This window comes from Musicola keenii, from assembly GCF_014855505.1.
GTDB classification, from domain to species: Bacteria; Pseudomonadota; Gammaproteobacteria; order Enterobacterales; family Enterobacteriaceae; genus Musicola; species Musicola paradisiaca.
The window spans coordinates 245,823-260,002 of record NZ_JAAWVW010000001.1 but is presented as its reverse complement, the minus strand read 5'-3'; the positions used below and the strand labels follow the sequence as shown (position 1 = coordinate 260,002).

The 14,180-nt window shown below is 57.8% G+C and carries 12 protein-coding genes and 1 pseudogene; 7 read left to right on the top strand and 6 right to left on the bottom strand.

All coding sequences use genetic code 11. The features are described 5' to 3' along the window. Positions 1–461 precede the first annotated feature (461 nt). The 4 genes from cysE to HEP82_RS01165 form a co-directional block, all read right to left on the bottom strand. On the bottom strand, positions 462–1,283 hold the full coding sequence (gene cysE, locus HEP82_RS01180) for a serine O-acetyltransferase (protein WP_012763822.1): 822 nt from the start codon (positions 1,281–1,283) through the stop codon (positions 462–464). 253 nt (positions 1,284–1,536) lie between these two features. Further along, positions 1,537–2,553: an NAD(P)H-dependent glycerol-3-phosphate dehydrogenase gene (gene gpsA / locus HEP82_RS01175; RefSeq protein WP_192456415.1), complete on the bottom strand. Its 1,017-nt coding sequence runs from the start codon at positions 2,551–2,553 to the stop codon at positions 1,537–1,539. Then, positions 2,553–3,029, bottom strand: coding sequence for a protein-export chaperone SecB (secB, locus tag HEP82_RS01170; protein ID WP_192456414.1), 477 nt, complete (start codon positions 3,027–3,029; stop codon positions 2,553–2,555). The genes gpsA and secB overlap by 1 nt, the downstream gene beginning before the upstream one ends. A gap of 224 nt (positions 3,030–3,253) precedes the next feature. Next, positions 3,254–3,685 (bottom strand): rhodanese-like domain-containing protein, encoded by a 432-nt coding sequence (locus HEP82_RS01165; protein WP_192456413.1) that lies wholly within the window; start codon positions 3,683–3,685, stop codon positions 3,254–3,256. Between the two features lie 256 nt (positions 3,686–3,941). On the opposite strand from HEP82_RS01165, the gene envC reads away from it, so the two are divergent. Both envC and HEP82_RS01155 read left to right on the top strand, forming a co-directional pair. Next, the gene (gene envC / locus HEP82_RS01160) at positions 3,942–5,216 is read left to right on the top strand and encodes a murein hydrolase activator EnvC (protein WP_192456412.1); all 1,275 of its coding nucleotides are present in this window, start codon (positions 3,942–3,944) and stop codon (positions 5,214–5,216) included. A 15-nt stretch (positions 5,217–5,231) separates the two neighbouring features. Further along, on the top strand, positions 5,232–6,179 hold the full coding sequence (locus HEP82_RS01155; RefSeq protein ID WP_407938269.1) for a divergent polysaccharide deacetylase family protein: 948 nt from the start codon (positions 5,232–5,234) through the stop codon (positions 6,177–6,179). Between the two features lie 264 nt (positions 6,180–6,443). Here HEP82_RS01155 and tdh read toward each other — a convergent pair. Both tdh and kbl read right to left on the bottom strand, forming a co-directional pair. After that, positions 6,444–7,469 (bottom strand): annotated as a pseudogene (tdh, locus tag HEP82_RS01150) (L-threonine 3-dehydrogenase). An 11-nt stretch (positions 7,470–7,480) separates the two neighbouring features. Next, a complete protein-coding gene (kbl, locus tag HEP82_RS01145) occupies positions 7,481–8,677 on the bottom strand; it encodes a glycine C-acetyltransferase (protein WP_192456410.1) in 1,197 nt (398 codons plus the stop codon). Between the two features lie 275 nt (positions 8,678–8,952). On the opposite strand from kbl, the gene rfaD reads away from it, so the two are divergent. Genes rfaD through HEP82_RS01120 form a run of 5 tightly spaced genes read left to right on the top strand, consistent with a single transcriptional unit; the run spans position 8,953 to position 14,148 of the window. Then, complete coding sequence (gene rfaD, locus HEP82_RS01140; RefSeq protein WP_192456409.1) at positions 8,953–9,885, top strand: ADP-glyceromanno-heptose 6-epimerase; 933 nt, start codon at positions 8,953–8,955, stop codon at positions 9,883–9,885. Between the two features lie 32 nt (positions 9,886–9,917). Then, the gene (gene rfaF / locus HEP82_RS01135; protein ID WP_192456605.1) at positions 9,918–10,970 is read left to right on the top strand and encodes an ADP-heptose--LPS heptosyltransferase RfaF; all 1,053 of its coding nucleotides are present in this window, start codon (positions 9,918–9,920) and stop codon (positions 10,968–10,970) included. Beyond that, complete coding sequence (gene rfaC / locus HEP82_RS01130; protein ID WP_192456408.1) at positions 10,967–11,935, top strand: lipopolysaccharide heptosyltransferase RfaC; 969 nt, start codon at positions 10,967–10,969, stop codon at positions 11,933–11,935. The genes rfaF and rfaC overlap by 4 nt, the downstream gene beginning before the upstream one ends. Positions 11,936–11,947: 12 nt before the next feature. Then, positions 11,948–13,033 carry a putative lipopolysaccharide heptosyltransferase III gene (gene rfaQ / locus HEP82_RS01125; RefSeq protein ID WP_192456407.1) on the top strand — a complete coding sequence of 362 codons (1,086 nt, stop codon included), beginning with the start codon at positions 11,948–11,950 and terminating at the stop codon, positions 13,031–13,033. Beyond that, a complete protein-coding gene (locus HEP82_RS01120; protein ID WP_192456406.1) occupies positions 13,030–14,148 on the top strand; it encodes a glycosyltransferase family 4 protein in 1,119 nt (372 codons plus the stop codon). The genes rfaQ and HEP82_RS01120 overlap by 4 nt, the downstream gene beginning before the upstream one ends. Positions 14,149–14,180: the final 32 nt, after the last annotated feature.

Here is a 14,180-nt window from a genome sequence, read left to right as displayed (position 1 = left end):
CGCCAGAAGCACTGGCGCACAAAACCGTAACCACATATGCCTATTTCCAGAGTTTTACTATTCAGACAGCATCCGTCGACGACATTTTCGAAGGGTCAAATCCGAGCACAATCCGCGCCAGGCCCTAAAAACGCTGACGGACATCCGCTACGCCCGCCGCTATTTTTCATCTTAGGCGAAGCACACCGCAGACGGCACGACAGCTGCGGTCTTAGGCAGCTATTCGCTGTCCGCCAGATTTGTTTCCAATTCATGAGAACATGTAGCGTAAATAGCCACGAGAGAGGTAATTTTCACATGGGAAATACAACCAAAACTAAATAGAACAGATAATTAGCGCTTTTTAAGAGGTCTCTGAGATAAACGAATAAAAAAACAACTGCTGAGGGGCGCGTCCGTGAAGTGATCAGCGACAAAGCGCCGGATGACGCCGGGAACTTTCCCGGCGAAAAACGACGACATCAAATACCATCGCCGTCCTCAAAACCGCGCAACGAACCATTGAAATACTGATCCATATCCAGCGAAGGCATCTCGCTTTCCGGGCGACCGACGATTCTGGCTGGCACACCGGCTGCGGTGGTATGAGGAGGCACCGGCTGCAAAACGACCGAGCCTGCGCCGATCTTGGCGCCGCATCCCACTTCGATGTTACCCAGAATTTTGGCTCCTGCGCCAATCATCACGCCTTCGCGAATTTTGGGATGACGGTCGCCGTTGGTTTTACCCGTCCCCCCCAGCGTGACGGACTGCAGGATAGAGACGTCATTTTCCACCACTGCGGTTTCGCCAATCACGATGCCGGTAGCGTGATCCAGCATGATGCCGCAACCAATGCGGGCGGCCGGGTGAATGTCGACGCCAAAAGTCACGGAAATCTGGTTCTGAAAATAGATCGCCAGCGCCTTGCGATCCTGCAACCACAGCCAATGGCCGATGCGGTAAGCCTGCAAGGCATGAAACCCTTTCAGGTAAAGCAGCGGGGTGGAATATTTGTCCACTGCCGGGTCGCGCAGACAGACAGCCTGAATGTCGCGGGCAGCGGAAACGATCATATCAGGGTCGGCGCGATAGGCTTCCTCAACCACTTCCCGAATCGCAATCGCCGGCATGATGGCGTTGGCCAACTTGTTGGCCAGCATATAGCTCAGGGAATTACCCAGATTTTCATGCTTCAACAGCGTCGCATGGAAGAAACTGGCCAGCATAGGCTCGCACTCCGCCAGAGAACGGGCTTCATCCTTGATGTTTCTCCAGACCAGTTCCAACTCTTCATTCGACATTGCATCCCCCTCCGAAATGCCTTCATCTTGACACGCATCAGGCAGCCTGTTGCACATCTGAGCGCCGAACCGTGTGATGTATCTGTTTAATAAGCAGTGAAATGACCGCCGGTCTGCCCCGTTGTTGACCGGAACAGCCACCGGAATGCCACCACATCAGAACGAAACGACAACGGGCCTCCCGTGGGAAGCCCGGTAATACGGACGCCGCGATGCCATGCGACCGGAATATGCCCAGGAATAACCGGCATGACTAACGCAGGACTTCATCCTTGCTGGCTCGCCCCAGCAGCGTCAACGCCGCCTCTCCGGCATCCTTACTGCAGTACAGCACCTGCCATAACTGTTCGGTGATCGGCATTTCCACACCGTAACGCTGGGCAAGCGCCATCACTTCACGGGTATTGCGATATCCTTCCACCACCTGACCAATCTGCGCTTGCGCCGTCGTCACATCCATCCCCTGCCCCAGCATCATACCGAAGCGGCGATTACGCGACTGATTATCGGTGCACGTCAGCACCAGATCGCCCAGACCCGCCATCCCCATGAACGTCGCGGGGTCGGCCCCCAACGCTACGCCAAGCCGGGTCATTTCAGCAAGCCCACGGGTGATCAACGCAGTACGGGCATTGGCGCCGAACCCCATACCGTCGGACATGCCCGCTCCGATAGCAATCACGTTTTTGACGGCGCCACCCAGTTGAACGCCGATAAAATCGGGATTGCTGTAAACGCGGAAGCTTTTGCCGCAGTGCAGCAACTGCTGCAAATCATCGGAAAACGCACGATCGGTCGCCGCCAGCGCAATCGCCGTCGGCAAACCGGCGGCCAGCTCCCTGGCGAACGTCGGCCCGGAAAGCACCGCCAGCGGAATATCATCGCCCAGCACTTCGCGCGCCACATCCTGCAGCAAACGCCCGGTGTCCGCTTCCAACCCCTTGGTCGCCCACACCAGACGGGCGTCTGGGCGAAGGAACGGTTTTATCTGACGCAATACGTCGCCGAACACATGGCTCGGCACCACCACCAAAATATTACGGCTGGCCGTTACCGCTTGCGCTAAATCGGCTTCCAACCGCAGGGTCTCGGGGAAAGGCACATCCGGCAGAAAAGCCTGATTGCACCGCGCCGCCTGCAACGCCTGTACATGCGCGGGGTCATGCCCCCACAACACAACCTGATGGCCGTTGCGCGCCAGCGTAATCGCCAGAGCGGTGCCGTAGGAACCGGCACCGATCACCGTCATGGCGGCTTGCGACATATTCATCAGGCATCCAGCGTCTGATTCTGTTCAGCGCCTTCGTTGGCGGCCTGCTGTTCCAGATAGTTCATGAACAGGGCATCAAAATTGACCGGCGCCAGATTTAATTGCGGGAACGTACCGCGGGAAACCAGGCTGGTGATGCATTCGCGCACATACGGGAACAGTACATTCGGGCAGTAAGCACCCAGGCAGTGAGCCAACTGCTGGCCTTCCATACCGCCGACGGTAAAGATGCCTGCCTGCTGAACTTCACACAAAAATGCCGTTTCTTCGCCGATCGTGGCAGTCACGGTCACGCGCAGCACCACTTCATACACGTCGTCAGCCAGTTGGGTTGAGGCCGTGTCCAGATCCAGTTTGACTTCCGGATTCCATTCCTGCTGGAAGACCTGCGGCGCATTCGGCGCTTCGAAAGAGATATCTTTGGTGTAAATGCGCTGGATCTGGAAATTCACTTCGACGTTGTTTTGTTCAGACATGTTGAAAATACCCTTTGTTTAATTTTCCCGACGAACTGCCTGTCACAGAGACTGAACGCCGACATATATACCCGTCATACTGCAAGTTGCAGGCGCATTGGCGGTGTTCGTTCACCCGACTCACTTACCGGGGTAAGCTCATCGCCATTCACTCACTTGCTGTCTTCCTGCCACTCGAATTATTTAGGGTATAGACAGAATCTGGCTCTTCCGGCCAATTCTTGTTATTTCCCGCGCACTAAAGGAAGATTCTCGCCACTCCAGCCAGCCAGACCATCCTTAAGGGTCAATACACGTTCGAACCCTGCGCGATACAAATTTTCACCCGCTTCACGCGAAGCCATACCATTGGCACAGACCAGGATGATCGCTTGCGCTTTGTGTTTCTCCAACTCACCCAGGCTGCCGTTTTTAATGTCATTAGGCTGCACATTGACGGCATTGGCGATATGGCCGCGACGGAAATCATCACGATTGCGAAGATCCACCACAACAGCATCTTCTTTATTAATCAATTGGATCGCTTCACCACGAGCCACTTCTTTGACCTTGGAAAATTTACTCTTCACCGTAAGCACGATGACGGCGACCAACAGGGCAATCCAAGCCACGCTCAGGATCGGGTGCTTGCTGATGAATGGCATAATCTCTTGCATGGGGTGTAACGACTCCGGAATCAGTTAAGCAATAAAAATACAGGGTGTCTGAGTATACCTGTGCGATACCGCAATTACAGCCCGTTCGCCAACATCGCATCATGATTCTGCGGAGCTCGCCATAAATCAGGAAGAAAACTCGGCTAACGCCGTGATTTCGGGCTGCTACGGCGAATAAACGCTGTCATGCCTGGAAATAGAAATCCTTGGCAAGACAACTGGTAAGGCGCAAAGCATCGTGAAATAATCTTTCGCCATGAACGAAAATGCGCCTTCCGTTCCGCTGCTGACGGGTCGTCACAAACTGCTGATTCGGTGCGCCAGCGCGCTGTGCGTTGGCGTGCTGCTATTGCCGTGCCGCAGTTGGGGCGAAGACAACCAGCAGCAGCTCAAATCGTTGCAGCAAGACATTGCCGCTAAAGAAAAAAGCGTCAAAGAACAGCAAAGACAGCGTGGCGCCCTGCTGGAGCAGTTAAAAAAGCAAGAACAATCCATCTCCCAGGCCAGCAGGCAACTGCATGAAACCCGCAATACGCTGGAGCGACTGAATCAGGAAATCAACCGTCTGAGCGCTTCCATCTCGGCGCTGCAAGCCCGCCAGAAAACACAGGAACACTTACTGGCGCAACAGTTGGACGCCGCATTCCGACAAGGCCAGCACAGCGGGTTGCAATTAATCCTCAGCGGCGAAGAAAACCAACGGCGCGAGCGCATCCTGGCCTACTTCAATTATCTCAACCAGGCGCGGGAAAAATCCATCAACGACCTGCAGCAAACGCGCAGCGAGCTCAGTGCACAAAAACAGCAGATTGAACAGAAGCAGGCGCAGCAAAAGCGCCTGATGAGCGACCAGCAACAGCAGCAGAAAACGCTGGAACAAGCGCAGGGCGAGCGTCAAAACACCTTGAGTTCGCTGGAGAATTCGCTGGAAAAAGACCAGCAACAACTCACTGAACTGCGTCAAAACGAAACCCGGCTACGCGACCAAATCGCCAAAGCCGAGCGGGAAGCAAAAGCGCGGGCGGAAAAAGAAGCCCGCGAGGCGGCGCGTATCCGTGAAAAAGAAGAGCAGGCGAAACGCAGCGGCACCCGCTATAAACCGAATGAAAATGAGCGCTCGCTGATGGCACGCACCGGCGGGCTGGGCCCGCCCAGCGGGCAATATATCTGGCCGGTTCGCGGCCGTACCCTGCATCGTTTCGGCGAACAGCAGCAAGGCGAATTGCGCTGGAAAGGCCTGGTGATCAGCGCCGCCGCTGGCGCGGAAGTCAAGGCGATCGCCGACGGCACCGTATTGATGGCCGACTGGTTGCAAGGATATGGCCAGGTCGTGGTGATTGAACACGGCAAAGGCGACATGAGTCTGTACGGCTACAATCAAAGCGCGCTGGTCAACGTCGGCGCACAGGTCAAGGCTGGACAGCCTATCGCACTGGTCGGCAACAGCGGTGGACAGAGCCAGCCGGCTCTCTATTTCGAAATTCGTCGTCAGGGGCAGGCGGTCAATCCGTTACCCTGGTTAGGAAGGTAAGGTTTGCGCTCATTGATTCTCCGCGTGATATCGCTTTTCGTCAGTTGCGTACTGGCGCTGCCCGCCTGGGCGGGCAAACTGGCGCTGGTCATCGACGATTTCGGCTACCGTCCGCATAACGAGAACCAGGTACTGGCGATGCCGGTCGCGATCTCGGTCGCTGTATTACCGAATGCCCCCTATGCTCGGGACATGGCGACCAAAGCGCATGCTCAAGGGCGGGAAGTGCTGATTCATTTACCCATGGCGCCGATGAGCAAACAACCGCTGGAACGGGATACGCTGCGCCCGGACATGAGCAGTGAGGAAATCGCACGGATCCTGCGCGACGCCGTCGGCAAAGTCCCTTACGCCGTCGGGCTGAACAACCATATGGGCAGCGCCATGACCGCCAGCCTGCCGGGCATGCAGAAAGTCATGCAGGCCATGACCGCCTACCGGTTGTATTTTCTAGACAGCATGACCATCGGCAGCAGCCAGGCCAGCCGCGCCGCGGCAGGCACTGGCATTCGGGTGCTCAAACGCAAAGTATTCCTGGACGATACGCAGAACACGGCCGATATCCGCCGTCAGTTCAACCGGGCGGTAGAACTGGCGCGGCGCGACGGCGTCGCCATCGCCATCGGCCATCCCCACCCCGCCACCATTCAGGTATTGCAGCAAATGTTGCCGACGCTGCCGCCCGACATCGAACTGGTGCGTCCCAGCCAGTTGTTAAACGAGCCGGAGAGTGCGCCGCGCCATTACGAACCGGTACCGGTCTATACCGCCTCGGCACGCATACCCGTGGGAAAACACGCCATTCGCCCAATTCGCCAATGCATCAGCAAAGTGCCGTTGCCGCCCATCACACAGCAGGACATGCTGCAACGGCTGGCCGCCGACGTGATGCAAAGCGCCGCCATCGTCTACCTGGAGCAACGTTGGAAAACTTGGCGAGGTGAGTTGGTCTTCCGACAATGATGGGCGGCAACCGCTGGCGGTGATGACGCCGTTAAAATCGCGCCACTGTTAAAACCATGTGACGGCTAAAACCGCGTTACCGTTAAAACCACGTTACCGTTAAAACCGCGTCACTGTTAAAACCGCGTCACTGTTAAAACCGCGTTACCGTTAAAACCATGTGACGGAACCGTGTCACCGAACAGAACCGCCCGGCTTGCGACGCTGCACGAGCCACAGGCACACGCGATGCTCCCTGCCTCGCGTTTTCAGGGCACTCGCCGACTAATCCCAACTCAGCACCACCTTGCCGGACTGCCCGGAACGCATGACGTCAAACCCCTGTTGAAAATCGTCGATGGCAAAACGATGGGTAATCATCGGCGACAAATCCAGCCCGGACTGAATCAGTGCGACCATCTTGTACCAGGTTTCGAACATTTCACGGCCGTAGATCCCCTTGATCACCAGCCCTTTAAAGATGATTTCACTCCAGTCCACCGCCATGGCCTCCGAGGGAATGCCTAACATGGCGACGCGCCCACCGTGGTTCATAACCGACAGTAGTGTGCGAAACGCCGGCGGCGCGCCGGACATTTCCAACCCTACGTCAAAACCTTCCGTCATCCCCAGCTCGCGCATGACTTCCGGCAGCGACTCCCGCGCCACGTTCACCGCCCGGGTGACGCCCATCCGGCGTGCCAGCGCCAAACGGTAATCGTTGATATCGGTAATCACGACATGACGCGCACCGACATGTCGGCAAATCGCCGCCGCCATCACGCCGATGGGCCCGGCGCCGCTGACCAGCACATCCTCCCCGACCAGATCGAAGGCGAGCGCCGTATGCACCGCATTGCCGAACGGATCGAAAATGGCGGCGATATCATCAGGGATCGCATCGGGAATACGAAACGCATTGTAGGCCGGGATCACCAGATACTCGGCGAACGCGCCGGGGCGGTTCACCCCGACGCCCACGGTATTGCGGCAGAGATGGCGCCGCCCGGCCCGGCAGTTGCGGCAATAGCCGCAGGTGATGTGCCCTTCGCCGGACACCCGGTCGCCGACATGAAATCCCTCCACCTCCTGGCCGATCGCGACGATTTCCCCGACGTACTCATGCCCGACAGCCATTGGCACCGGAATGGTCTTCTACGACCAGGCATCCCAGTTATAGATATGCACATCCGTACCGCAAATCGCCGTCTTACGGATTTTAATCATGACATCGTTATGGCCGGGTTCCGGCTGAGGCACATCCGTCAGCCAGATGCCGGGCTCCGGCCGCAATTTCGCCAGCGCTTTCATACGCTTTCTCCCTACCCGATGACGCCGAGCCGTTGCCCGACACGAATAAAGGCCGCCACCGCCTGCGCTATCTGTTCGGGCGTGTGCGCTGCCGACATTTGAGTGCGAATACGCGCCTGCCCGTGCGGCACCACGGGGTAGAAAAAGCCGGTAACGTAAATGCCCTCCTGCTGCAACCCGGCGGCAAACGCCTGTGCCAGGCGAGCGTCGCCCAGCATGACCGGGATGATGGCGTGATCCGCGCCCGCCAGTTGGAACCCCGCCGCCGTCATCCGTTCGCGAAACAACGCGGTGTTGCGCCACAATCGCTGACGCAGTTCGTTTCCGTCCTCCAGCAAATCCAGCACCCGCAGCGATGCCGATACGATCGACGGCGCCAGCGAGTTGGAAAACAAATAAGGCCGTGAGCGCTGACGCAGCCACTCCACCAAATCGCGCCGGCCGGCGGTATAACCGCCGGATGCGCCGCCCAGCGCCTTACCCAATGTACCGGTGATAATATCCACCCGCCCCATGACCTGACAGTATTCGTGCGTACCGCGACCGTTCTCCCCCACAACGCCCACCGCATGGGAATCATCCACCATCACCAGTGCATCGTAGCGCTCGGCCAGATCGCAAATTCCACGCAGATTGGCGATAACGCCATCCATGGAAAAAACGCCGTCGGTGGCGATCAGAATGTATCGACAGCCGTCGGCGCGAGCCTGCTTCAATCGCGCCTCCAACTGCTGCATGTCATTGTTGGCATAGCGATAGCGTCGGGCTTTCGACAACCGAATGCCGTCGATTATCGACGCATGATTCAGGGCGTCGGAAACGATGGCGTCGTCCGGCCCCATCAGGGTTTCGAACAATCCTCCGTTGGCGTCGAAGCAGGAAGAATAAAGAATGCTGTCCTCCATGCCGAGGAAGGCCGCCAGCCGATGCTCCAGCGCTTTATGGCTGTCCTGCGTGCCGCAGATAAAACGCACGGATGCCATGCCGAAGCCATGGCTGTCCAATCCCGCCTTGGCGGCATCAATAAGCGCCGGGTGATTGGCCAGGCCGAGATAGTTGTTGGCGCAAAAATTGAGCAACTCGTCCCCCTGTGATAGGGAGATCTGCGCCTGCTGAGCGGACGTCATGATGCGTTCTTCCTTGAAGAGCCCATCGGCGCGCACAGAGGCCAGTTGTGAATTCAGCTGTTGATAAAAAGACGAGGGCATATCGCTTGCTCCTTAAACCAGAACTGGAAACCACTCTACGATAGAACACCGGCGTTTCGCTGCTGGATACTCCCAAGATAGTGAAGAACTGCGAATCCGGCTGATGAAGAATGTGCAAAGTGTCATCTCGCGCACAAGGTTAATGCGAACCTTTTCGCAGGAAAACGCTGGAGGAATGGCCGTAAGCTGTCTGCGGGGAAATGAAATGCTATTATAGCGGTCAACCAGTGTGGAGCACGGTGCTCCATCAGCAAACTGAAAACAAGGTAACTCCCATGATTATCGTGACTGGCGGCGCCGGTTTCATCGGCAGCAACATCGTGAAGGCGCTGAATGACGCCGGACACCGGGATATTCTGGTGGTTGATAACCTCAAGGACGGCACTAAATTCGTCAATCTGGTCGATCTGGATATCGCCGACTACATGGACAAAGAAGATTTCATCGCCGGTATTATGGCCGGCGATGATTTTGGCGATATTGATGCCGTCTTCCACGAGGGCGCCTGCTCTTCCACCACCGAGTGGGATGGCAAGTATATGATGGAAAACAACTATCAATACTCAAAGGAGCTGCTGCACTACTGTCTGGAACGCAGCATTCCCTTCCTTTATGCGTCCTCCGCCGCGACCTATGGCGGCCGAGTCGACAACTTTGTGGAAAATCGCCAGTACGAACAACCGCTGAACGTCTACGGCTATTCCAAATTTCTGTTCGATCAGTACGTGCGCGACATCCTGCCGGATGCGGATTCTCAGGTATGCGGCTTCCGCTATTTCAATGTCTACGGCCCGCGCGAAGGCCATAAAGGCAGCATGGCCAGCGTGGCGTTCCATCTGAACACCCAGATCAATCAGGGTGAAAACCCGAAACTGTTCTCCGGCAGCGAGAGCTTTAAACGTGATTTCATCTACGTCGGCGATGTCGCCGCCGTCAACCTGTGGTTCTGGCAACACGGCGTTTCCGGCATTTTCAACTGCGGTACTGGCCGCGCCGAGTCCTTCCAAGCGGTGGCCGATGCGGTACTGGCATACCATCAGCAAGGCAGCCTGGAGTACATTCCCTTCCCGGAAAAACTGAAAGGCCGCTACCAGGCATACACCCAGGCCGATCTGACCAACCTGCGCGGCGCCGGCTATGACAAACCGTTCAAAACGGTGGCGGAAGGCGTGGCCGATTACATGGCCTGGCTGAATCGCAGCGTCTGATTTCGCTCTAGCGCAAGGAACCTCTAACGGTGATGAAAATTCTGGTTATCGGCCCGTCCTGGGTGGGCGATATGATGATGTCTCACAGTCTGTATCGCACCCTGAAGGCCGAGCATCCGGATGCCATCATTGACGTGATGGCTCCCGCCTGGTGTCGCCCATTGCTGGCCAGGATGCCCGAAGTCAACCAGGCGCTGGCGATGCCGCTAGGCCATGGTGCGTTGGCGTTGGGAGAGCGCCGCCAGTTGGGGCGCAACCTGCGGGAGCAGGATTACGATCGCGCCATTGTGCTGCCCAATTCCTTCAAGTCCGCGCTGGTGCCGTTTTTTGCCGCCATCCCTCGTCGCACCGGCTGGCGCGGCGAAATGCGTTATGGTCTGCTCAACGACATCCGGCCTCTCGATAAAACGGCCTTTCCCCTGATGGTGCAGCGTTACGTGGCGCTGGCCTATGCGCGGGAGAGCATCCGCCGGGCTGATGACCTTCCACAACCACTGTTGTGGCCGCAGTTGCAGGTCAGTGAAACGGAGATCGCCGATGTTACGTCCGCGTTCAATCTGATGGATGCGCGGCCATCGATCGGTTTTTGTCCCGGCGCGGAGTTTGGCCCCGCCAAACGCTGGCCGCATTACCACTACGGCGCGCTGGCGCAGAGGCTGATCAAACAGGGTTATCAGGTCATCCTGTTCGGCTCCGCCAATGACCGTCAGGCCGGAGAAGATATCCGCCAGACGCTCGACGAGAGTACCCGTGAATACTGTATTAATCTGTCCGGGCAGACCTCGCTCGATCAGGCCGTGGTGTTGCTTGCCGCCTGTCAGGCCGTCGTCAGCAACGATTCTGGTCTGATGCACGTCGCCGCCGCGCTCGGTCGGCCGCTGGTCGCGCTGTATGGCCCCAGCAGCCCGGACTTCACGCCGCCGCTGTCCCATCAGGCTCGGGTTATCCGGCTGATTACCGGCTACCACCGGGTGCGTAAGGGCGATGCCGAACAGGGATATCACCAAAGTCTGATCGACATACAGCCCTCGCAAGTGCTGGCGGCGCTGGCCGATTATTTGCCCGGACAGGGAGACCCCGCATGAGGGTGCTGATCGTCAAAACCTCGTCCATGGGCGATGTACTGCACACGTTGCCAGCATTGACCGACGCGATGAATATCATCCCTGGCCTCCAGTTCGATTGGGTGGTGGAAGAAGGGTTTGCCCAGATCCCCGGCTGGCATCCCGCAGTCGATCGCGTCATTCCCGTCGCCATCCGGCGTTGGCGCAAAAACTGGTTCAGCGGCCCAATACGCCAAGAGAGAGCCCGCTTCAAAACGCAACTGCAGGAAAAGCGCTACGACGCGGTCATCGACGCCCAGGGGCTGCTCAAAAGCGCGCTGCTGGTCACTCGTCTGGCTCGCGGCCCACGACACGGCCTCGACTGGAAAAGTGTGCGCGAACCGCTGGCGAGCTGGTTTTATCAGTATCGCCACCCGGTCGCTCGTCAGTTGCACGCGGTAGAACGTATCCGTGAACTGTTCGCCGTCAGCCTCAATTACCGCAAACCTGCAGAGCAGGGCGACTACGCGATTGCGGCGCGCTTCCTGACCACGCCGCCCGCCGATGCCAGGCGCTATCTGGTTTTTCTGCACGCCACCACGCGGGATGAAAAACATTGGCCCGAAGCGCACTGGCGCAAATTGATCGCACTGGCCGCCCCCAGTGGATTACGCATCAAACTGCCCTGGGGCGCAGAACACGAGCACCAACGCGCGCTGCGGCTGGCCGCGGGTTTTCCCCACGTCGATGTCCTGCCGAAACTGACGTTGGAACAGGTGGCTACCGTACTGGCCGGGGCGCGTGCGGTGGTGTCGGTAGATACCGGCCTCAGCCATTTGAGCGCGGCTCTCGATCGCCCCAACATTACGCTCTATGGCCCGACCGATCCGGGGTTGATCGGCGGTTATGGCAAACATCAGCTCGTCTGCCGGCCGGCGAATAGCCGCAACCTGGCGGATCTCGACGCCGCAAACGTCTGGCAGCTCTGTATTCCTCTGATTGAATAAGGCGGTTCTATTGTGACTTCACCGCGCAACGTTGAATTCAGGCGCATCCTGATTACCAAATTCCGTCACCACGGCGATGTGCTGTTGACCTCTCCGCTGTTTTCCATTCTGCGTCGACGCTATCCGGAGGCCCGCATCGACGCGCTGGTGTTTGCGGAAACCGCGGAAATGCTGTCGTTGCATCCGGCGATCGACCAGCTCTATACCGTAGACAAGAAATGGAAAAAACTCGGGCCCTTCCGGCATATGGCCAAAGAGTGGGAACTGCTAAAAACGCTGCGCCAGCAGCGCTACGACCTCATCATTCACCTGACTGAAAGCATGCGCGGCTTCTGGATAGCCCGGCTAGCCAGGATCCCGACTGGCGTGACGTTCCGCAACGCCGGGCGCGATAAGCTCTCGTTCTGGCGCAATACCTTCCAGTTTCGCGTCCCGCGCATTTCACGCCGCCATACCGTGGAATCCCATCTGGATACCCTGCGGGTATTGGGCATTCAACCGGAGATGGCCGAACGTCGGTTGCGGCTGGTGAGCGGCGAGACGGCCGACCGTTCAGTGGAACAGAAACTGCGCGATCAGCACTGGCAGGGGCAGCCGTTCATCGTCGTGCACCCGACGTCACGCTGGTTATTCAAGTGCTGGAAAAGCAGCGCCATGGCGGAAACCATCAACCATCTCTGCAGGCAGGGGCACACTATTGTGCTTAGCGCTTCGCCTGCCGACAGCGAGATGACGATGATCGCCGAAATCAAATCGAGATTGGAATACCCGGTGCTGGATCTGGCGGGTCAGCTATCGCTCAAAGAGCTGGCCGGCCTGATCGGCAAGGCTCAGTTGTTGCTGGGAGTTGACTCGGTGCCGATGCATATCGCCTCGGCGATGCAGACACCGGTGGTCGCGTTGTTCGGCCCCAGCGGCGAAACCGAATGGTCGCCCTGGATGACCGTCAACCGAGTGATTGTTTCTGAACGCCATCACTGCCGCCCTTGCGGCAAGGACGGCTGCGGCGGCAGCAAGGTGAGTGACTGTCTGCAACAGATCAGCGTGCAACAAGTGCTGCTGGCTATCGACTCCGCATTGCTGGAGGCACAGGCATGAAACTGGCGATCGTCAGGCAGAAATATCGCCCCGACGGCGGTGCCGAGCGTTTTGTTTCCCGGGCGCTGGATGCGCTCGGGCAGCATCGCTCGCTGGATATCAGCATTATTACCCGCAGTTGGGAAGGCAGCGCGCAGTCGGATCGCCAGGTTATCATCTGCGATCCGCGTATTACCGGGCGTATTCAGCGGGAAAGCGCTTTTGCCGTTGAAGCGGCCCGGCATTTTGCCGACTTTGACCTGGTGCAGAGCCACGAACGCATTCCGGGTTGCCACATTTACCGTGCCGGCGACGGCGTACATCAGGAGTGGCTGACGCAGCGCTCGCGCATTCTCAACCCGCTGCAACGCAAACTGCTTTGGTGGTCCGGTTTCCACCGCTATGTTATGGCGCAGGAACAGGCGATGTACCAGCATCCGGCGCTGAAAGCGGTGATCTGCAATTCCCGAATGGTCGCCGACGAGATTCGACGTTACTTCGGCGTACCGGAAGAAAAAATTCATTTGATTTACAACGGCGTCAACACCGATAGTTTCACCCCGTCGCTGCGACAAACCCATCGTCGCGCCGTGCGTCAGCAGTTCGGTATCGCCGATGATACGCCGCTGATGCTGTTTGTCGGTTCCGGCTTCGAACGCAAAGGGCTGGCAGGAGCGATCCATGCCATCGCCGGTGCCCGTCATCAGCCGCATTTACTGGTGGTCGGAAAAGATAAGCATGTGCGCCGCTATCAACGGTTGGCGCAACGGTTGCACGTTGCGGATCGCGTGCACGTTGCCGGTATGCAATCCGATACCCGCCCCTACTATGGCGCAGCGGATATGCTGCTGCTGCCGACGCTCTACGATCCCTTTCCGAATGTGGTGCTGGAGGCCATGGCGAGCGGTTTGGGGGTTATCACTTCATCACAGTGCGGCGGCAAGGAATTCATTCAGGCTGGCGTGAACGGTTTTGTATGTGATTCGCTGGATTATGCTGGGCTGGCGCAAGCGGTAACGGCAGCCTGCGACGCAGGGTTCGACACATTGGGTATGCAGGCCCGCGCCAAGGTGGAAACCTACAACCTCGCTTTTCTGAGCGACAACATGCTCAAGCTTTACGAGCAGCTTATCTAGGCGCTGCCCCGCACCAGCGTAATCGCCAACAG